The sequence below is a fragment of the Sphingobacterium lactis genome (genome assembly GCF_011046555.1).
Taxonomy (GTDB): domain Bacteria; phylum Bacteroidota; class Bacteroidia; order Sphingobacteriales; family Sphingobacteriaceae; genus Sphingobacterium; species Sphingobacterium lactis.
Genome location: NZ_CP049246.1, coordinates 60,295 through 81,356, shown reverse-complemented (window position 1 = coordinate 81,356; position 21,062 = coordinate 60,295). Strand labels below are relative to the sequence as shown.

General features: G+C 43.9%; 20 protein-coding genes. 4 read left to right on the top strand and 16 right to left on the bottom strand.

The annotated features are described in order from the left end of the window. Positions 1-25: 25 nt before the first annotated feature. From G6N79_RS00370 to G6N79_RS00355, 4 genes are all read right to left on the bottom strand, one after another. Positions 26-1,501 carry a sulfatase family protein gene (locus G6N79_RS00370; protein WP_103907662.1) on the bottom strand — a complete coding sequence of 492 codons (1,476 nt, stop codon included), beginning with the start codon at positions 1,499-1,501 and terminating at the stop codon, positions 26-28. Positions 1,502-1,706: 205 nt separating this feature from the next. Beyond that, positions 1,707-2,207, bottom strand: a complete 501-nt coding sequence (locus tag G6N79_RS00365; RefSeq protein WP_103907661.1) for an FKBP-type peptidyl-prolyl cis-trans isomerase — start codon at positions 2,205-2,207, stop codon at positions 1,707-1,709. A gap of 5 nt (positions 2,208-2,212) precedes the next feature. Beyond that, positions 2,213-4,237 carry a thioredoxin domain-containing protein gene (locus G6N79_RS00360; RefSeq protein WP_103907660.1) on the bottom strand — a complete coding sequence of 675 codons (2,025 nt, stop codon included), beginning with the start codon at positions 4,235-4,237 and terminating at the stop codon, positions 2,213-2,215. Between the two features lie 20 nt (positions 4,238-4,257). Beyond that, complete coding sequence (locus G6N79_RS00355) at positions 4,258-4,743, bottom strand: SixA phosphatase family protein (protein ID WP_103907705.1); 486 nt, start codon at positions 4,741-4,743, stop codon at positions 4,258-4,260. A gap of 132 nt (positions 4,744-4,875) precedes the next feature. Between G6N79_RS00355 and G6N79_RS00350 the strand changes: the two genes are divergently transcribed. Then, positions 4,876-6,069: a glycosyltransferase family 2 protein gene (locus G6N79_RS00350; protein WP_103907659.1), complete on the top strand. Its 1,194-nt coding sequence runs from the start codon at positions 4,876-4,878 to the stop codon at positions 6,067-6,069. A 1-nt stretch (position 6,070) separates the two neighbouring features. Further along, positions 6,071-6,733 (top strand): glycosyltransferase, encoded by a 663-nt coding sequence (locus G6N79_RS00345; protein ID WP_103907658.1) that lies wholly within the window; start codon positions 6,071-6,073, stop codon positions 6,731-6,733. On the opposite strand, the gene G6N79_RS00340 is transcribed toward G6N79_RS00345, so the two are convergent. Next, positions 6,734-7,552 carry a glycosyltransferase family 2 protein gene (locus tag G6N79_RS00340; protein WP_103907657.1) on the bottom strand — a complete coding sequence of 273 codons (819 nt, stop codon included), beginning with the start codon at positions 7,550-7,552 and terminating at the stop codon, positions 6,734-6,736. A gap of 1 nt (position 7,553) precedes the next feature. Then, positions 7,554-8,363, bottom strand: coding sequence for a glycosyltransferase family 2 protein (locus tag G6N79_RS00335; protein WP_103907656.1), 810 nt, complete (start codon positions 8,361-8,363; stop codon positions 7,554-7,556). Between the two features lie 107 nt (positions 8,364-8,470). Here G6N79_RS00335 and G6N79_RS00330 point away from each other — a divergent pair, with 107 nt between their 5' ends. Beyond that, positions 8,471-9,295, top strand: coding sequence for a glycosyltransferase family 2 protein (locus G6N79_RS00330; RefSeq protein WP_103907655.1), 825 nt, complete (start codon positions 8,471-8,473; stop codon positions 9,293-9,295). Here G6N79_RS00330 and G6N79_RS00325 read toward each other — a convergent pair. The 10 genes from G6N79_RS00325 to G6N79_RS00280 form a co-directional block, all read right to left on the bottom strand. Further along, the gene (locus G6N79_RS00325) at positions 9,292-10,539 is read right to left on the bottom strand and encodes a glycosyltransferase (RefSeq protein ID WP_103907654.1); all 1,248 of its coding nucleotides are present in this window, start codon (positions 10,537-10,539) and stop codon (positions 9,292-9,294) included. The two genes, G6N79_RS00330 and G6N79_RS00325, sit on opposite strands and share 4 nt — an antisense overlap. A 45-nt stretch (positions 10,540-10,584) precedes the next feature. Next, positions 10,585-11,610: a glycosyltransferase family 9 protein gene (locus tag G6N79_RS00320; protein WP_103907653.1), complete on the bottom strand. Its 1,026-nt coding sequence runs from the start codon at positions 11,608-11,610 to the stop codon at positions 10,585-10,587. A gap of 2 nt (positions 11,611-11,612) precedes the next feature. Continuing rightward, the gene (locus G6N79_RS00315; RefSeq protein ID WP_103907652.1) at positions 11,613-12,218 is read right to left on the bottom strand and encodes a DUF4254 domain-containing protein; all 606 of its coding nucleotides are present in this window, start codon (positions 12,216-12,218) and stop codon (positions 11,613-11,615) included. A gap of 134 nt (positions 12,219-12,352) precedes the next feature. Continuing rightward, complete coding sequence (locus tag G6N79_RS00310; protein WP_103907651.1) at positions 12,353-13,852, bottom strand: NADH-quinone oxidoreductase subunit N; 1,500 nt, start codon at positions 13,850-13,852, stop codon at positions 12,353-12,355. A gap of 9 nt (positions 13,853-13,861) precedes the next feature. Next, positions 13,862-15,466 (bottom strand): complex I subunit 4 family protein, encoded by a 1,605-nt coding sequence (locus tag G6N79_RS00305; RefSeq protein ID WP_103907650.1) that lies wholly within the window; start codon positions 15,464-15,466, stop codon positions 13,862-13,864. Between the two features lies 1 nt (position 15,467). Beyond that, positions 15,468-17,459, bottom strand: coding sequence for an NADH-quinone oxidoreductase subunit L (nuoL, locus tag G6N79_RS00300; RefSeq protein WP_234993273.1), 1,992 nt, complete (start codon positions 17,457-17,459; stop codon positions 15,468-15,470). A gap of 11 nt (positions 17,460-17,470) precedes the next feature. Next, positions 17,471-17,776 carry an NADH-quinone oxidoreductase subunit NuoK gene (gene nuoK, locus G6N79_RS00295; RefSeq protein ID WP_103907648.1) on the bottom strand — a complete coding sequence of 102 codons (306 nt, stop codon included), beginning with the start codon at positions 17,774-17,776 and terminating at the stop codon, positions 17,471-17,473. Further along, on the bottom strand, positions 17,773-18,315 hold the full coding sequence (locus G6N79_RS00290; RefSeq protein WP_103907647.1) for an NADH-quinone oxidoreductase subunit J family protein: 543 nt from the start codon (positions 18,313-18,315) through the stop codon (positions 17,773-17,775). The genes nuoK and G6N79_RS00290 overlap by 4 nt, the downstream gene beginning before the upstream one ends. Next, positions 18,315-18,878: a 4Fe-4S binding protein gene (locus G6N79_RS00285; protein ID WP_103907646.1), complete on the bottom strand. Its 564-nt coding sequence runs from the start codon at positions 18,876-18,878 to the stop codon at positions 18,315-18,317. The genes G6N79_RS00290 and G6N79_RS00285 overlap by 1 nt, the downstream gene beginning before the upstream one ends. A gap of 1 nt (position 18,879) precedes the next feature. Continuing rightward, positions 18,880-19,953 (bottom strand): complex I subunit 1/NuoH family protein, encoded by a 1,074-nt coding sequence (locus G6N79_RS00280; protein ID WP_103907645.1) that lies wholly within the window; start codon positions 19,951-19,953, stop codon positions 18,880-18,882. 240 nt (positions 19,954-20,193) lie between these two features. Between G6N79_RS00280 and G6N79_RS00275 the strand changes: the two genes are divergently transcribed. After that, complete coding sequence (locus G6N79_RS00275; protein WP_103907644.1) at positions 20,194-20,979, top strand: META domain-containing protein; 786 nt, start codon at positions 20,194-20,196, stop codon at positions 20,977-20,979. Positions 20,980-21,062: the final 83 nt, after the last annotated feature.

Genomic DNA, 21,062 nt, shown 5'->3' with positions numbered 1-21,062 from the left:
AGGGCGGGTAGGAGATTCTCGCCCTTTACTTTTCTTCTCCCCGGATGATACGTCCAACGGGTCTTCTGTTTTTACCTTCTTGTTTTTGTAGATTATCGCCTAGGTCATTTCTTGCTTCATCTGCAATTTCCAATAATTTTTCCAGCACTTGCGGATGCTGTTGGATGACATTGTATCGTTCTGCCGGATCTCTACGCAGGTCATAAAGTTCCATAGCCTCCACCTGTTTGTGATTGTATTTTCCAGGAAATCCATCATTTCCCGGAAGGACATCTTCATATGAACGGTAGGTGTGGGGAAATACCAGTTTCCAATTTTCGAAACGTACCGCTTCCAGATCATTCCTGTTGTAATAATAATACAGTGATTTTCTGTCTGCCGCCGCCATGGGGTCACCCAATTGCTTGAGGAAGCTGATGCCGTCAATTTTATGAGGTGTTTTAGGATTGCCTAAAATTTCCGCAATGGTGGCAAAGATATCCATGCTGCTTACCAGGTTGTTGTTCACTATGGGTTCGTGGATTTTAGCGGGCCAGGAGATGATGCACGGTACACGGACACCGCCTTCCCAGCTGGCACCCTTTCCTTCCCTGAAGCCTCCTGAAGAACCGTTGTGGTTGCCGAAATTAAGCCAGGGGCCATTATCACTGGTAAAAATTACGAGCGTATTCTCTTCAAGATCATGTTTCTTCAGTTCACTGATGATTCGACCTATGGCATGATCAACTTCCATCATGACATCGCCAAATACGCCCTGTTCCGATTGGCCCTTGAATGCCGCGGACGCCGCAATGGGCACATGGGTCATGCTATGGGCGAGGTAAAGGAAAAAGGGCGATTTTCGATTCTCGCGGATAAAATCAACTGCTTTGTCAGTGTACAGTCCTGTCAAGGCAGCCTGATCATCGAGGGTCTCGATTATTTGAACCGTATCTGGAACGACTTGTCCAGCCTTCATGCGCAATAATGGGAGAGCCGGATACTTGGCATACGGACTGTCTTTTTTTGCCGGCGTGCCGTCAAATTCCACGGGCCACATGTCATTGGAGTAGGGTAGCCCGAAATAAGCCGAAAACCCCTGGTTGGTGGGAAGGAATTGCGGTTCATTGCCCAAGTGCCATTTGCCGATCATTTGGGTAGTATACCCCTGATCCTGCATCAATTCCGCCAGTGTATATTCATCAGGGGCCAGACCAAGCCCCGCATTGGGCATATATGCCCCCTGAATGCCCATCCTATTGGGGTAATTGCCGGTTAGCAGGGCCGATCGGGATGCAGAACAAACCGCCTGCGGTACGGTAAAATCAGTGAAACGTAGGCCATTGTTTGCTAAAGCATCCAATACGGGAGTATGGTATTGCAGTGCTCCAGTAACGCCCAAATCACCATAACCCATATCATCCATAAAGATCAAGATGACGTTTGGGGTTGATTTCTTGACCTGTGCTAAACTAGCGGCAGCAAGTGTCAATAGGGGTAGGAGCAATAGCAATTTTTTCATGAGTTTTTAGGTTTGCCCATGAAAATACGAAAAATAAGAAAGAGGATTTAGAAAAAATATGCCTGAGCCGGCAACTATGGGAACAACAGATCCGGAAAAATAACGGTATTCATGGGAAAGCGCTGTGGTTTAGCGGTCCAGATAATTGGGAAATAAAAAGCCGGAATCTTTACAAGAATCCGGCTTTTGTATAGTTTTATTTTTTTTAGTGACCTTCGGTTCCATCAGCGCCATGAGCATGGCCATGGGATAATTCCTCTGGTGTTGCTTCACGAGAAGCTAGAATCTCGATATCGAAGTTTAATTTCTTGCCCGCCATTGGGTGGTTCAAGTCTGCAACTACCGCCTCAGGCGTTACCTCAACGACAACAGCGCGGAATTGATTTCCTTGGTTATCCTGTAAAGGAAGTACTTCACCTACTGGAGGAAGTCCAGTTTCTTTGAACATATCTGCTGGTAACTGTGCGATAGCACGGTCATCACGCTCACCATAAGCATCAGTAGCTTCCAATTCGAAAGACTTCTTGTCTCCAACATTAAGGCCTGCGATATTTTCCTCAAATTTAGGAAGCATCATACCTACACCATATAAGAAAGTTAAAGGATTTTCAGCTGTCGTTTGTTCTACAAATGTTTTCTCACCATTATCTTCAATTGTGTGAAGAACGTAATTCAACGTTACTACGTTGTTGTTTTCTACTGCCATTCTGATTAGATTGTGGGATCGAATCCCTGTTTATTATTTATTAATTCTATGATCTGTGCAATCGACGATTGTGGTAGACTGCAGGTTTTATCTTGACAAAGGTATGCTTTTGCTTCCATACCCGGTTTATTCTCTAACAACGGAAGCTTGCTTTTTGTTCCACCTAAGGTGATTTTATTCGGTACGTAGGATCTATCGAGTTCCTCTCGCCAGCTTTCAGCTGCATCTCCCGTAATAGCTATTTCCCAGACTCCATAATGGAGTTCCAATAATTGGATTGCCCAGTTGGAATATGCCGAGCCGTAGCTCTTAATATGTGGAAAAACATTGGCAAAAACTTTATCCGCAATTTCCGTGTACTCATTTATATCAAATAATAAGCCGAGTTTGAAAAGTTGCCTTACCATTGTCGAGGATGAGGCCGGAATGACGTTATCCATGATCTCGCTTTTGCGAGCAATTAAGGTTTCTGCTTCCTTGCCAGTGTAGTAAAATGCGTGTTGATCGGCATCGAAAAAGTTGGTTATTGCTTTATCAGCTAGTATTTTAGCCTTTTCGGCCCATTGATCGTCGAACGTTGCTTCATAGAGCGCAATGAACCCATCAATGGTAAATGCGTAATCATCTAAAAATCCGGGTATGCTGCGGTTGCTGTCTGCAGGCTGGTGTAAAAGACTGCCATTTTGGCAACAATCACGTTCTAGGAACGCCGCGATTTCAAGAGCCAACTCCAAATAATGAGCATCCCCAAATACGCGATAGGCATCAACCAATCCCTTCAAAAATAGTGCATTCCAGGTCACCAATTGCTTGTGATCCAAACCAGGACGGACTCGCTGAGCACGATACGCTAGAAGTTTGGATTTAATTTCCTGTAATTGTACCTGCCATTCATCTTCTGTATAACCTGCCTCTGCAATCAATCCGGCATCTTCTGCCTTGACAAAAGGGATATTGATCTGTTCTTCGGTCCAATTGCCGCTCTTGCTGATATTGAAATAATTTCTGGCTAGGGTAGCATCCTCTCCCAAGAGGTCGAATTCTTCATCTTCGAACGTGTAGAATTTACCTTCCACCCCTTCGGAGTCGGCGTCCAATGCGGAATAAAAACCGCCATTGGGGTCGCGCATTTCCCGTTCTGCCCAAGCAATGGTTTCTTGAACGACCTGTTTATATAATGGGGTAGGGCGTTGCTGGTAGGCCTCACTGTACAGACTGATCAATTGCCCATTGTCGTACAACATTTTCTCGAAGTGGGGCACATGCCATTGCCCATCAACGGAATATCGGGCGAAGCCACCGCCAATCTGGTCATAAATTCCTCCATGAGCCATCTTCTCCAACGTGAAATGTACATGGTCAAGCACGTGTTGATCTTGGCTCAAAAAACCGTAACGGAGAAAAAAGACCCAGTTGTTGGGCAAGGGGAATTTTGGGGCACGTCGGTATCCGCCGTCCCGGATATCAAATTGTGCCTTCCAAGGTTCAACGACCTCGATGATATCTTGAATGCTGTATTTTTCGGGAATCGCTTGAATGGGAAGTTGTTCAGCTTGCTGAATCCCTTCGGTAAGGCGGTTGGCGTAGTCAATGGCCACTTCTGGCTTCTCCTCCCACATCTGCGCAATTTGTAACAGCACTTGCTGCCAATCTTGTGGTTTGAAGTAGGTGCCACCATATATCGGTCGGCCATCAGGTAAACAGATACAATTCAATGGCCAGCCACCGGCATTGGTCATCAACTGAACAGCAATCATATAGATTTGATCGATATCAGGTCGTTCCTCCCGATCCACTTTGATGGAAACAAAGAATTTGTTCATGGTTTCCGCGATTGCTTCATTTTCGAAGCTCTCCCGTTCCATCACATGGCACCAATGGCAGGCAGAATAACCGATGCTGACAATGATCAGTTTTTGCTCCTCCTTGGCCTTGTTCAGTGCTTCTTCACCCCAAGGGTACCAGTGCACCGGATTGTGCTCATGTTGTTTTAAATAAGGTGAGTGTTCACCCTGCAGTTTATTTGCCATACCTTACGAAGGTAAAAAGATTATTTCAATAGCCCTGCAAGGGAGGCCGAACCGCCAGCCAACATGGGGAAGGTTATCCCTTCTTCAAGCTGCAATACCGCTACATTGGAAGTCGCCAATTCAATGATGGAGTGACTCAGGTAATTGGTCAAATTGGATAAGCCAGGGTTATGGCCAAATACCAAGACCTGATCCACAGATTCAGGAACCGAATTGATGACGGCTAATATATCCGTTAAATGTGCCTCATAGATATCTCGTGTCTGCTGGATCGCCGCAACGTCCAAGCCCAGAATCGGACAGAATACTTCTGCTGTTTGTATCGCGCGGTTCGCCGTGGAGGAGATCACCAACGTGTTCTCCGTTTGCTGAAAGCGCTCCTTGAGTTCTTGAGCAATGCGCGTTGCGCGCGTGATGCCCTTGTCCTGGAGGTCGCGGTCAAAGTCATCTTTTGAGAAACTGTGCTCTTCAGCTTTAGCGTGACGGATGAGATAGAGTGTTTTCATATTGCTATGTTTATGAAGCATCCAAGATATCGATTTAATCTTTAAAATAAAGTTCACAAATTGTAAAGAAATAATAATTGTTGTTGGAGATTATTACCTTTGATGGTAATCTTTAACTAAAGCGGTAATTGAATGGATTTTGAGAAAAGGGTGTCACTTATTGTGGGCTTACGAAATAATTTAGACTACACTATTGCATTTTACAATCGGGTAAGAGCTTTATATCAACAAGTGGAAATCGTTTTTGTGAGTTATGGGAGTACAGATGGAACACATGAGTGGCTGGATAATTTGCAGGACGAGTGTGTGAAATACCATTACGAGAATGAATCGAAGTCCTTGTCCCATACCTACAATAAGGGAGTGGAATTGGCGAGTTCAGAACTGGTAAGTTATCTCCATAATGATCTAATTATTGGTGAAGGATTTGTTGAAGAATTGGTGAAGGCATGGAAAAAAAGGACTGTCCTGATTTATTCGCTGGTGGAACCACCGATCTTTGTTTCAGATGAGCAAAATTGGAAGACAATTCGTGATTTTGGATCCGATCTAGAGACATTTGACATGGGTGCTTTCAACGATTATGTAAGTGGTGTAATGGCGTCGGATGCCAAGCCTTTTGTTACAAAAGATGAAAGCTTTTTCCTTTGTGTCGAGAAGGAATGGTTGGTCGAAATGGGAGGATTGGATACGACTTTTCAGCCTATGTTCTGTGAGGATTCTGACTTAATGATGCGATTTCATATCCAAGACGCCGAACTTATCCAGGTACCGAAAGCGGTAGCTTACCACTTCGTGAGCAAGACCTCAAGATTCTCCAAGGAATTTGAAAAGAAAAGCAAAGAAATAGACGAATTAGGGATAAGGAATTTTTACAGAAAATGGAGATGTAGTCCTCAAGCAAGTTTCAAACATTCCTATGACTTGGTCGCAGTGGTGAAAAATGCCACTCCCGATGGGCTCTACAAAATTGAACCCTTTTTCGCGAAAGTATACACCGATTTGCCAAAAGCTGAATATATCGATAAATATCAACATACCACGGCTATCGATCTTTCCGATCGAATCGAACCCATTGATGAAATTCCCTACCATGATGTAGTGGTACATTTGGATGAAAAGCAGTTAACGGAAAAGGATTATCAAAGAATCAGAGCTCTTTCCGACATCATCTCTCGGAATAGAATAAAAATGAAACATCCTTTGAAAAGCTTGTTTAAAGATTATTCGAAAATTAAAACAGGTCATATTTCAGGGAAAATATTTAACTTTAATCCGTTAGAAAGAAGTTTTTCTATATCGACTCCCATAAAAAATAATTCATAGCATGTCCATTTTATCTTATCTTTTCGGTACTCGACCATCTATATCATACGCCATCACCGTTTGCAATGAACGCATGGAAATCAAACGTCTTTTGGATGATTTGGTGCCAAAGATTCGGGAAAAGGATGAAATTATTGTTCTTCAAGATGTTACCAATCCGGATGATCAAGTTTCCGAAATATTGGAGCAGTATCAAGGTCGGATTGTTAAAGCGGAGTCCAGACTGAATGGTGATTTTGCATCCTTCAAAAATGAACTGATTACCTTGGCAAAGTGTGATTACCTTTTTCAAATTGATGCCGATGAAATGCTGCCCCAGACCTTGATCGAGAAATTACCCGGTTATTTGGAATTCAAGTCGAAATACGATTGCCTGAGTGTTTCGCGCATAAATACGGTCGAAGGGATAACAGAAGATCATTTGAAAAAGTGGAATTGGGAGATGAATGCAGATGGTTATATCAATTTTCCTGATTGGCAACCCCGGATCATTAACCTAAAGACAGGTTATCCTATAAAATGGAAAAATAAAGTTCATGAAGTGCTTTTTGGCTTTAAGAAAATGGGACGTGTAAAAGGAAAAAGTTATGAAATGTCACTGATTCATGCCAAGCAAATCAAAAAACAAGAGCAACAAGTGGACTTTTATGATAGCAATTTTTAACTATTCCTGTTCTTTTTTCTGAATTCCCTTTGTAGCCCAAGTTAGGCCCGAATTTCGTGTGTGGGCAAGGATTTTTTCATTGTTTTCCAGGTTATCCTTGCTGTTTTCTTTGTGATACAGGTGATAGGCTACAGCCGCAAATTTTAGGAATCGTTTTTTGATTCCTTTATTGATTAATCTCAAGGCCAATTCTGCATCTTCGCTACCCCAGCCCTGTATGGATTCGTCATATCCATTCACCGCGATCAGATCTTTTTTCCAGAAGGACATATTACAGCCCCGCAGCGCAGTGGGTTTATTTTTCTTGTAACGGTCTGCCATAAACCGGGCGAGTGGTGCTGATCGAAAGCTATTCAAGACAGTCGACAATGGGAATTTGCGTTTGTCCAATTTAAATCCTGGCGGATTCGCAAAGATCTCAGCACTCTGTTCCTGATCTATCCATACGCGACTGCCGCAAAGGAAATAGTCCTTCTCCACCAAGGATAGATGGTCTGAAATAAAATGAGGGTCCAAAATGATATCGCCGTCAATCTGGATAATATAATCGGCACTGCTCGCTTGAATGGCTTTGTTCCGAATTTCGGCAAGTCGGAAACCACTGTCCTCATGCCATACATGACGGATTGGTATGGTAGAAAGCTTTGTTAATCGCTCAATGCAGGTTTTGGTTTCGGAACCTGAGCCATCGTCTGCGATGATAATCTCATCGGGTAACCGATCTTGGGCGAAAATGGAATACACACTGCGTTCCAGCGCTTCAGGCCAATTGTAGGTAGAAACGAGAATCGCAACTGTTTCAGGTTTTGTTTCGTGCATATTATTTTAAATATTGGCTTACACCATTCTCCACCCAAACTACGTGGTTTTGCTTGGTATTTTCCAATATTAATTTATTTTTTTCCTCCTGTTCTGGATTTTTGTTTTCCGGATGGTATAGATGGTAAATGATAGCTGAAAACTTAATTACGGATTTCTTGACACCATTATTCATCATGCGTAGGGTGAGGTCACTATCTTCATGTCCCCAGCCTTCATAGTTCTCATTGTATCCATTGACGGCTAGGATGTCCTTTTTCCAAAACGACATATTGGCTCCACGTGCAAAGTAAACCGGAAATCGGTTCTTGTACCGGTTTAGGAGGTAGGTGGAAAGCATTGGGATGCGCAAAGCATTCTCCAGGCGTTGGGTATCCGTTGCCAGGAAACTGAAATCAGGTTTTTGTCCCGCCAAAAGTTTTTTGGAAAAGTCTGCCCCCAACATCACACGGCTTCCCTGTAGTAGCGTATTCGGTTTGGCGGCTTTGAGATGATCTTTGATAAAGTCCTCATGGAGGAAAACATCACCGTCGATCTGGATCAGGTAATCGTAGCTTGCCCGTGCAAAGGCTTTATTCCTGATTTCGGCTAGACGGAATCCGGAATCTTCCTGCCAAACATGGATCAAAGGAACTGGGAAGGTCAATTGAAAGGACGCAATCAGTTCCTTCGTGTCATCGCGCGAACCGTCATCAGCAATGATTACCTCTTTTGGAAGTACAGATTGTTGCTGTATGCTGAGCAGACAAAGCTTTAAAGCTTCGGGCCAATTGTACGTGGCGACAATTAAGGAGGTAGAATTTTCAATCATATTGCCTGCAGGATCTTCTTTAGCGCTTTAATTAATTTTTTTAATCCCACTTTTAGTGCAAAAATAGTGAATAGTCAGTACATTTGGAGATATTGGACCCTCAAAACATGAATAAGTTGGATCAAGATTCATCCATAGATAAATGCACTTTACTCGTCTCTACCTATAATTGGCCGGAAGCATTGGAATTATGTTTGGAAAGTATTGCCAACCAAACCGTGATTCCGACGGAGGTCATTATTGCAGATGATGGATCCAAGGATGCTACCAAAGCTATTATAGAAAAATATAATGGTCAATTGGCTATAAAGCATGTTTGGCATCCAGATGAAGGGTTCAGGAAGTGCATTATATTGAACAAGGCCTTGCATGAAGCTTCAACACCCTATATCGTCCAGATTGATGGCGATGTCATCCTGGATAGGAACTTCATAAAAGATCATCTCCAAGTTGCAGAAAAAGGATGCTTTATCCGCGGAACCCGCTCACATATCGAAGAAGACTTCCTGCCGTATTTATTTAAGCATAAGAAAGTTGATTTCAATTTTCTATCTAAAGGCGTAAAACATAGGTTCAATGCCTTACGTCTCCCTATGCTTGCGGGTCTAATGATTAAAAAGAAATCAAATAGCTATAGTGTTAGAGGCTGTAATATGGGGTATTGGTTGGATGATTTTATAAACGTCAATGGGTATAACAATGACCTTCAGGGCTGGGGCCATGAAGACGAAGAGCTTGCTGCGCGTTTTGTGAATATGGGCATCCTGAAAAAATCGGTCAAGCTGCGGTGTATACAATATCATATTTTCCACCCACTAGCAGCACGGTCCCAGGAAAATACACATGAAAAAACCATCGACATAGTGCGCGCGGATGGAATCCAGCGTACAGAAAATGGCTATCTCCAAGCATTGGAGGAGAAAAATGCTTAACGAGCCTCTTGAATCAAGTGTTTTAACTTGTCCAGAATAATTTTCCAATCGTAATGGGATTGCACATAATCCATCGCTTTCTGTTTATTTTCTTGAATTAGGGCCGGATTTTCAAGGTATTTATTGATAATCTGTTGGAAGTCCTGTTCATTATCGTAATAGGCTGCTGCATGATTACTGCGAATAGCATGTCCTTTCATTACTTCGGATTTACCATTCACCATAACTGTTTTTCCCAAATTCATCGCTTCCAATAACAACAGGGAAAGACTCTCCAATTTTGAAGGGTTGATTACCAATGTCGCATGTTTAATCAAACCGATTTTTTCAGCATCACTGACAAAGCCTGTATATATGATATCCGGATGGTCTACTTTTTCTTGGAATAATTTTCCGGTGAGTACTAACTTGAGGTCGCTCGGATTTTTTTCTTTATAGGCAACAAACCATGGGATTAACTGTTCCATTTTTGATTCGCACACACGACCGAAATAATGGATATATCGACTAGGAAGATGAAACTTTTCAGTCAATTCCTCCTGTGTTGCTACTTCATCGAAGTCAGTTTCCACACCAACCGCTACAATGCTGTTTTTGGACATCTTGTTTCCAAAAATATGCTCGGCAAGTTGTGTTTCCTCATGTGTGTTGAAGGCTATATGGTTTACTTTGGTAAACACATGGGTATGAATGGAGCGGAACGCCTCACTTTCATCATGTAATGCAGGGATCAATATCGTTTTTTGAGGAGCAATCTGTGCACCGTAAATAGTAAACGGTGAAACATACCAAATCGGAAGTATGGCTTTATATTGTCCTTGGTTTTCTTTGAGGTAATTGAGGGCTTCGGGAGAATAGAAACCATCGGATTGCAGTAATTGTTCTTCCTCCTTAATTCCTAGGTCCCAAACGGTATGTATATTGGCTATTCCTTTTAATAGCCCTAAGCGATAGAGGTTTCTTCGAACTTTACGAGCAAACTTGGTGTTCTTACGGCTCTGCTCATGCCGTTGCTTGGAAAATGGGGCACAGCTAAATCGCAAAACGCGAACGCCATTTACCAGATCAATATCGTTGGAGTAATATTCTTCGAGGGTATTGTAATCAATTATTTTCGATGTGATCACCTCTACATCGTAATCAGTTGTCAATCGCTCAGCAAGCATTCTGCAGTGATATTCTGCACCACCATTTACCTCTAATCCATACTGTCTGATAACAAAGCAGATTTTTTCCTTAGCCATAGATAATCCTTAATTGCAGATAAACGTAAAACAATTGTTCAAATGCTACTGCAAATTTAACTTTAATTTTATTTTCTCCACAACCATTTCACTGCTTATCAAGTCAATTGCCTCGATATCGTCACATAAACATGGCTTATTGCCGTATACGGAGGATGGCCTATTGGGGTGTTCGACCTGAACGCAATCGTTCTCAGATTGCCCATATCCTAAGAATCCAGCAAAGGGATGCGTGGCTCCCCAAATGGAAATACATGGAGTGCCTACTAAAGAGGCCATGTGCATTCCTGAGCTATCCATACTGACCATCACATCCAGGTGAGAGATGATATCCAGTTCCTGCGCCAAGGAATACTTACCGACCAGGGAGGTCACGTTTGGAAATTCGTCAGACCAAGTTTCGGTGATTTGTTTTTCCGCTTTTCCGCCGCCAAATAACATGATCTGGACATTTACGGATCTACTCAACTCTGCGATTACAGCCTTCATTTTTTCCATCGGAAGGACTTTATAGGGATGTTGGGCAAATGGTGCAATTCCTATTTTCTTTGCGTCTGAAGCCAATAAGCTTAACATCCCCTCGGGAATAAGGCGGTGTTGCTTCTGTAGCGTATTTTTGAGTTCAATGGGATACCCTAGTTTGCGGAAAACATCGGCATAGCGCTCGGTCATCGTACGGAGTTGCTTCTTGATTTTGTTTTTGCTCCTTGTCAATGCCTTTTTCTCCGCCCGACCTTTGTCCAGCACCTGAACCTTATGGTTGGAAGATCGAAACAGGACATCGAGAAATCTAGAGCGCAGGTTGTTATGCAGGTCGGCTACATATTTTGCTTTATAGCCTTTTAGTTCCTTGAACAGTTTGATTAAGCCACCAATTCCACGGTGATTTCCCCTAGGATCTATGGGATGGAAAACCACCCGCGGGATATCTGCAAAAAATGGGGCAAAGAATGGCCGCGAAACCATGATGAGCTCGGTATCGGGATGTTGCTCCTGAAAGTCCTTGAGAACTGCAGCGACCATGGCCACATCGCCCATCGCTGAAAAGCGGGTCACCACAATGCGTTCCATACTTATTTCTGTGCTCCGTATAAAACTGGATTGAGATTGGGATCGTTGTACATCTTCATCTGTTTGTACACCTTCATGTATTTTCTGCCTTCTTGAATATCCAAGAGGAGCTCGTCAATGCTTTGGGAAAGATCCTTGCGCTGTTCCATTAAAATGGCCAGTTTTTCCTGGCAGGCAACCAAGTGCGCATTGGAAACATCCGTTCGCAGGGTCTCCTGTTCCATGTGGTAGATTTTAAGTGCCAGAATGGATAATCGATCGATGGCCCATGCCGGGCTTTCGGTATTGATCTTGGCGTCCATCAAGGGCACGGTCTGAGAAAATTGCTGCAGATAATAGCTGTCAATAAATTCTACCGTATCGGTACGTTCTTGGTTCTGCCGATCGATGCGGCGTTTCCAATAAAGGCCTTCGCGTGGATCGATATCCGGATTGCGAACAACATCTTCCATATGCCATTGAGCGGTATCTATCCAGCATTTCAAATAGAGCAAATGCGATAGGCTGCTGCGTTCAAATGGGTTTTCCACAGGTTGATCAATCTTATCATGAACATGGTAATCTTCAATTACCCTTTGAAAAATCTGGTTTGCTGTTGCACTAATCATATACAAATATAAACAATACAAGAGGATAAAACAGCCCCTTGGAAGAATATTGGTATGGAATCCTGCTTGGCAGGTTTCTCTGCTTGCTGGAAAGAAAGGATAGACGGCAATCAGCTTATGCTGGTGCTCTTTGATTATTTTGCGAACCAGTCCATGAGTAGGGATGGAAAGATCCCCAATAGGAGCACAAGAACACTTAATAACAAGCCAATCCCATACATTAGAAGACCACTTTGAGATTTTCCGCTATTATCCTCCGTCCTGTTACTGCGCAAAAAAACATACAACGGAATTTTAAAGTAGTAGAACAGCGAGATTACCGATGTTAGGGCGCCTACGACCAGAAGTGCCAACAATAACGGATCGGGCGTATTTTGATAGAGTTCAAAAATACTCGTGAACACAAGTAACTTTCCAACAAATCCCGCTGTTGGCGGCAAGCCGATCAGGGATATACCCACAATGGAAAAACAAGTGAACAGTAGGGGGAAGGTCTTACCTAGACCTGCGAATTGGCTGAGGTGGGTACTACCGGTTCTCTGTTCCAACACATCAATGAAAGCAAAAGTTGCTAGGTTCATTATCGTGTAGATAAAGAGGTAGAAAAACAAGATGTCCTGATTGCCGTTGATGTAAGCGATAATAGCCATCAATAGGAAGCCAGTATGTCCAATGGAGGAGTAGGCCATCATGCGCTTGATATCCAACTGGCGCAAGGCGATCAGATTTCCGAACAGCATCGTTGCTATCGCAACCACGATAATGAACAGTAAGGTCAATTCGGAAAAGAAGAACTGTGTACTGACCATGGATTTCGCCAATCGGGCAAATAAGATGATTGCCCCAATTTTGGGTACTGTTGAAAGAAATGCCGTAACAGGGGTTGGTGCGCCCTCGTACACATCAGGTGCCCAAAGGTGGAATGGGACAAAGCTTAATTTAAAGCCTATTCCCACAAAAACAAACAGAAAGGCAATGGAGGTCATCACCTCAGGTGCGGCAATGAGCCCTTGGATATGACGTGCACTTGCAAAATTAAGATCTCCAGTGAATCCATAAACCAATGATAATCCATAGAGCATGACCGCCGAACATGCGGATCCGAATAGTGCATATTTCATGGCCGCTTCGGCCTGTCTTTTATTCGCTGAGAAATAACCGACCAGAATATACGAGCTGATGGAAACCATTTCAATCGCAAGGAAAGCCATGAGCCAATGGTTGGTGATGGTCAGTAGGTTCATCCCAATGCCAGCAGCTAACAGTACACTGAATAAATCGCCACGACGCTTTGTGCTCTGAATCGCTTGGAAATGTTGCTGAAGAAAAAGTAAAGATATAACTAGCCCGAACAGAATCAATAGCCGGGAAAAATACCCCGTTCTGTCAATGGTCAATAGGCCATAGAAACCGTTGTCAGCCAGGTTGTACTGACTGACCAGCATAACTATCGAAGCCAGAAGTGTCAATAGGGTAATACTGAAGGAGGCGTGCTTCCAGAACCTATCGAAGAAAAGGGTACAAGCAATGGTGAGGATAAATCCTATAGCCAATGCGAGTTCAACCTTGAATAGGGGAATGGATCGAATGATATGATCGATACTGTCGGTAATATGGTATACAAAATCGTTCATCCAGCAATCCTATAAATATGGCGATACTAAATTCAATAAACTTAAGACAGATTGATTCAATACATTGAATACGAAGGAAGGCATGATACCCAATACGAGCGCCAGTGCCAATGTAGGGAAAAGGATGAGCTGTTCCCTGCTGGTGAGGTCCGTAAGTGCTGTTGCCCATGCTTCACCACCTTTCAATCGGGTCTGACCGAAGAACATGCGTTGCAGTGTCCAGAGGAAATATGCCGCACTCATCAAGATTCCGATGGAACCAAATACGGCCATCCAGCGTGGAACCCCAGTTTGAAGGCTTTCTGCATTGAATGTTCCTATTATTACGAAAGCTTCACCGATAAATGCGGAGAATCCGGGTAAACCCAGCGAAGCAAAAAAGGCAATCGCTACGTAAGCTGTATATTTCGGCATGAGTCCTGCTAATCCCCTAAAGTTATAGATGTAGCGGTCGTGCACACGATCGTAGATTACACCTACCAGGAAGAACAGGGCAGCTGAAAGGAACCCATGGCTGATCATCTGGAACATCGCTCCAGAAATCCCTTCGGCGGTAAATGATGCCAAGCCCAATAGTACAAAACCCATGTGGGATACCGAGGAATAGGCGATCAAGCGCTTGAGATCTGTTTGTGCCAAGGCATTGAAAGCGCCATAGATTATAGAGACCACACCGATCAGACCCAACCACCAATTGGCATCCGCAGCCGCATCAGGAAAGATACCAAAGCAGATCCGGATGATTCCATAACCACCGATCTTTAATAAGATTCCCGCCAAGATAATCGATACGGGAGTGGGCGCCTCTACGTGGGCATCCGGTAACCAGGTATGTAGGGGTACAATAGGAACTTTAATGGCAAAAGCAATAAACAGAACAATAAATCCGATCATCCGTGCCGGAATACCAAATATCTCGTATGAATTTCCAAGAAAATCAAAGAAAGAACCCTGGATGTAATTCTCCGGATTCATCATGTACAGCATGTTAAAGGTATGCGCGCCACTCACCGGACTCTGAACTGAAAAATACAGGCCGACAATGACTAAAAGCATGAAAACTGAACCGAAGAGCGTATAGATAAAGAATTTAATCGCCGCATATTCCCTTCGCGCGCCACCCCAGATGCCGATCAGAAAATATAATGGTAGCAGCATGACTTCGTAGAAAACATAGAATAGGAAAAAATCCAAAGCACAGAATATGCCCATCACGGCAGTATTCAGCAGCATCAATAAGGCAAAATAACCTTTCTTACTTTTTTCCATATTCCAGGAAGCACCGACAGCCATCAACATCACAAAGGCGCTCAGTACCAATAACGGTAGTGAGAATCCGTCAACACCAAGGAAATAATCGATTTCCAGCGTGCCGATGGTGCCCAGATCCATCCGGATCCATGGTAACTGCTCTACATATTGGTAACCTTCAATAGCGGAGAATTCCCCCACTGTAGGGGAGAAATTCGCATACAGGTACCCTGCCAATCCAAATTGTACAAGGACAACCGCCAGGGCCAAATATTTATAACTGGCACCAAGACGGTTAGGCAGTAGCAGGATCGCTGCGACGGCCAATAAAGGGAGAAATATAAGTAAGGATAGTGCACCCATCTTATTTAAATATCAAATAAATTATTCCTAATAATACAACGGTAAAGGCAAAACCAAGATAGTTTTGCAATCTTCCGTTCTGGACCCAACGCAATAAATGGCCTACATAATAGGTCGTGCCGCCAATGGTATTCACCAGCCCATCGACCAGATTTGTGTCGATCCATGCAGCCAGGTCCGCAACCTTACGTGTGACCTGCCCAAATAAATTAACAAGGCCATCCACAATGGTTCTATCAAACCAATAGAGGCCTTTACTTATAGCGAGGGTTCCATTTACAAAAACCCGTTGATTGAACGTATTCAGATATCCTTGATTCAGGGAAAATGCAAGCAGTTGATTATCCTTATTCAATGGATACCGTTCCTGAACATACCAACGCCAGCCGATTATCCAAGTAAGGATGGATCCTGCCGTTAGAAAAAGCGGTAAAGCAATATGTAACAGGTGCACCTCGCTGAATGGGTAATCAACGTGAAACCCTTTCAACAGGTAAGCATGGTGGTAGGTGAGGGGATTCCAGGAAAATGCAAAGAAAAAGGAGCAGATTCCCAGAAAAAACATTGGAGCCAACATGGTTATTGGCGCTTCGTGCAGGTGAGGATGCGCAATGTTTAACCTGAACTTTCCAAAGAAGACTTTAAAAATAAGCCTGCCGATGTAGAAAGCAGTCATTAAGCTAACGATTGTCAAGGTTATCGGAATGAGCAGTGTTACATTACCATGGTGTAAACCCCATTCGAATGCGGAAACCAGGATGGCATCCTTTGAAAGGAAGCCCGACGTAAGTGGAAATCCTGCCAGCGCCAGCGAGGCAATGACCATCAATACACCTGTTTTTGGCATCCATTTCCGAAGGCCACCCATATTGTTGATATCCTGTGGGTCAAAATCAGTGTTGTTGGCATCCTTGAGATGGGCCATTTCATGGATTACCGCGCCAGCACAAAGGAACAGGAGACATTTGAAGAATGCATGTGTGGCCAGATGGAACATGGCCGCGTCCCACGCACCAATGCCAATGCCTACCATCATATAGCCCAATTGGGATATGGTAGAAAAAGCCAAAATACGTTTGATATCACGTTGTGCCAAGGCAAAATAAGCGGCAGATAAGGCCGTAATCGTGCCGATTATGGCAATTACGGCGAGGACTGTTTCGTTGAATAGCGGAAAAACCGTACTCATCAGGAATACCCCAGCAGCTACCATGGTAGCCGCATGGATCAGGGAAGAAACGGCTGTTGGTCCCTCCATCGCATCCGGTAACCAGACATGTAGGGGAAACTGCGCGGATTTCGCCATGGCACCCACGAAGAAACAAATGCCTGCAAAGGTCATCAATCCTTCCGAAGTAGCGTTTAATGTAGGCAATAATCCTTCTTTTCCAAAAATATCGATCAGGTTCAAGGTTCCAAATTGTGAATACACGGTAGCAATCCCCAAAAGAAAACCAAGGTCGCCGATGCGATTGATGATAAATGCTTTCTTATTGGCCTGAACAGCCGAGTCCTTGGTGAACCAAAAACCAATCAACAGGTAGGAGGCAAATCCGACAAGTTCCCAGAAAATGTACATCATGAGGAGGTTGTCGGCAATAGTCAGTCCCAACATCGCAAAGCAGAACAGACTGAGGTACATCCAGTACCGGTGAATGCCGGGATCACCTTTCATATACGCCTTGGAGTAGATGTGTACGGGAAGGGCAATGACACAAACAATGAGCTGCATCAACACCGTGAGGTTATTCAACATCACGCCGATCTGGAAGCTGTGATTTCCGATGCGGAACCATTCCACAGATTCATGCTGTGGTTGGTCCTGCCACACTTCGGCAAAGACAAATAGGGCACAGAGGACCGTGCTCAATCCAATGGCCACTAAACTGATCATGCCGCTTTGCGATCTCCGTCCGAGCATGGCTTGGATGAGAAACGCCAAGAAAGGCAGTATTACTACAAGTAAACTGACAGAAGGGGTCGATATGTTCATAAAGCCATTCATCAGTCGCGTAGGTCCGTAATGTTATCCGGGTTGATGGATTTGTATTTTCTGTAGACATTCAGGATAATCGCAAGTCCGACGGCTACTGCGGCAGCGGCAAGGACGATCGCGAATAGTGCAAAAACCTGTCCGCCATAATTCAGTTTATCGTAACGTCCGAAAGCAACCAAGTTTAGGATCGCTGCATTGATGATAAATTCAATGCCGATCAATATCATGATCGCATTCCGCTTCGCGATGATGGCATACAATCCGATACAAAATAGGCAGGCCGAAACAAGGAGAAAATGCGTCAATCCGATCATGGGTTGATCTCCTTTCTGGATAGATGGGCTGCGCCAATTAATGCCGCAAGGAGAAAGATGGATATCACCTCAAAAGGCAATAAGTATTGCGTCATAAACTTAATCCCTAAAGCCTGAATATTATTGTCGGTAGATTTGATCACTTGACCATCGGCCATATTTTCTGTGATCCAGATAGGGAGTTGCTCTTGCCACTCCACAATCCCGTACACCATGACACTCAGAAATCCCAAAGCTAACAGTAGAGATTGCCAGTTTGGTAAGGCCAGGAATTTTGCGCTGCTATTTTGCAGGTCTGTTAGGAGCTCCTTATTGGAGAGCATAAAGGCAAAGATCATCAAGATCAGTACGCCACCCACATAGACCATGATCTGCGTGATGGCCACAAAATCCGCCAGGGCGAATATGAAAAGGCCAGCCATCGCAAATAGGACGATAAAAAATAAAAACAAAGCCCGGGCAGTATTCTTCAGGCTGACCACCAGCAGGGCGGATCCCAGCGCCAAAGCGGCAAAGGCATAAAATAAAGCTGTTTCCATTATTTTTTCTTTGCTGCCTCCTTCTCAGCCTGGAATCGTGTCCATTCCTCTTTGCGTTGTTTTATTTCCGCTTCGCTCATGTCAGCAAAGGTGTAGGTAAGATCCGCAAGGTTTGTGGTCACACGATCGTATTGATCGGTCATCGTGATACATTCTGTAGGGCAAACGACGGTGCAAAGGCCGCAGTACATGCATTTTGCCATATCAATATCGAATTCCGCAGCATATAAGCGCTTCACCGATCCATCCGATGTTTTCCCGATGGCCTCAGGTGATTTTATAGCTTCAATGGTAATGCAATCCACAGGGCATGCTTTGGCACAAAGGTCGCAAACGATACAATCGTCGATCTCCACATCCAATTGATACCGCGCTACCTCAGGGATTGGCATCTTTTCATTCGGAAATTGAACGGTTGTCACCCCGTCCTGCTTGTCGAAATAATCCGCTTGCTTGATGTCCAGTTGCTCTCGGGATTTTCGGGCAGAGAAAAGGTGCCTCACGGTAAGCGTAAGTCCTTTCACTGCTGTTGCCAGCCCTTGTATGGTTGTTTTTAATAGCACGTTAAAGCATGATTAATATTCGCCAGATTCCGGAAATGCCCATGCATAAGAAGGCTACAGGAATCAGGATTTTCCAACAAAGCGTCATCAATTGATCCGCTCGGAAGCGTGGCAATGTCCATCGGATCCAGATCTGTACAGCGACGATGACCAATGATTTCGCTAAGGTCCAGAACACTCCCCAGAAAGGACCGGTGGTCCAATCCGCTAATCGTATACCGCCGATATTGGGCAATGGAGTATTCCATGCACCCAAGAAGATGACAACACCCAGCATGGCGACCAAAAACATCATCGCATATTCCGCTAGGAAAATAAATGCAAAGCGGATACCGCCATATTCGGTATGGAAACCGCCGATCAGCTCACTCTCTGCTTCTGGAATATCGAAAGGCGCCCGATTGCATTCGGCAAGTGACGCAATGAAAAAGATCACATAGGATACCAAGAGATGCGGTGCTTGGAAAATATTCCAGGCAAAGATTCCGCCTATATTATTCACCTGCCAGAAACCAAAGGCATAAATATCCGATGTTGCCCAAACCCCTTGATTAAACCCAATATCGTTGAGATTTAAAGTCTGTGTAATCATGACCGCCGCAATCAGGGAAAGACCGACAGGCAATTCATAGGAGATCATCTGCGCGATGGCACGGATGGATCCCAGAAGGGAATATTTGTTGTTGGATCCCCAACCGGCCATCAAAATCCCAATGGCATCTATGGACACGACGGCCATGATCAGGAATAATCCCGTATGTGTGTTCGCAGGAATCAGGTCTGGTCCCCAAGGAATGACACTATATCCGACATATACGGCCACAAATATCACCACTGGTGCTAAGGCAAATAGGATTTTATCGGATGCTTTTGGGGAAATAAATTCTTTCTGGAGTAGCTTTATGATATCCGCAACCGTTTGTAGTAGACCGAACTTTCCGGTTTCCATTGGACCTAAGCGGTCCTGTACGAAACCCGCGATTTTGCGCTCCGCATACACAGCGAAAAGCGTAAAAAGGGCAATAAATCCAAATATTGCCACCGGGGTAAGGATATACAGGGTGAAGCTGTCCAAGTTGCTTTTTAGATTAATTCTTAATTAGCTACAAACATACATAAAACGTATGTAAAAAGCATAATTATTGTGAATTGCCGCTTAAAAGACACGGAATTTTGGGAAATTGAAAATCAAGGGCAAGGACATATAAGGTAGCATGGTTTTTGGATATGCTGCCAACAAAAGTCTTCCCGAAAACGAAGGGTTTTAAACCTTTTTGAAAAAAATACGTTTAAACAATAGAATAAATAAGTAGATATGAAAAAAACAATGTTTAGTATGCTCGCAGTAATTACCATATTATTCGCCAGCTGTGCAGGATCGAAAAACACGACAGGTAATAAGGATTCTGATTTTACAGAGATTACGGGTAAGCGATGGCAATTGGTTGAGTTGGGTGGAAAACCTGTTGCGGAGAAAATCAACGGGAAAATGCCGACATTGGACTTTATGAACGATGGAAGTCGTTTTTCAGCAAATGGTGGCTGTAATATGCTGGGTGGTGAATTCCTTTTTGGTGGTTTGGGCAAAATCACGTTCAAGACCGGAATGTCGACCATGATGGCTTGTGAAAATATGGAGATTGAAACCGGATTGAAAGATGTATTCGCGAAAACCAACAGTTATATCCTGAGCGGCGATGAATTGACCTTAGCACAGGGACGCAAGGCCCCGTTGGCAAAATTCAGAGCAATCAATGCGTCAAATGAATTGGTAGGAACCTGGGAACTTGATTACATCGATTCCAAAGGAGCTTCCTTCGATTCCCTATATCCGGAGAAAAAGCCTACATTGATCTTTGAGGCGGGATCCAATAAAGTACACGGAAATGGTGGTTGCAATAACTTCAACAGTACGGTTGAAATCCATGGACGTAACATCAATTTCGGACCTGTAGCTTCTACACGCATGGCATGTCCGGGTGAAGGAGAACCGTTGTTCTTCCAGTCGTTGGACAAAGTGAATGTTCAGAGTGTTAATGGAGATAACCTTACGTTGATCGTGGGCGATATCGCTATCATGCGCTTTAAAAAGGTGAAATAAATACCCCCCCTTAGGGGAAAGAGTTATAGAATAAAAAAGAATAGGGACGAAATATTTCGTCCCTATTCTTTTTTATAGCGCAA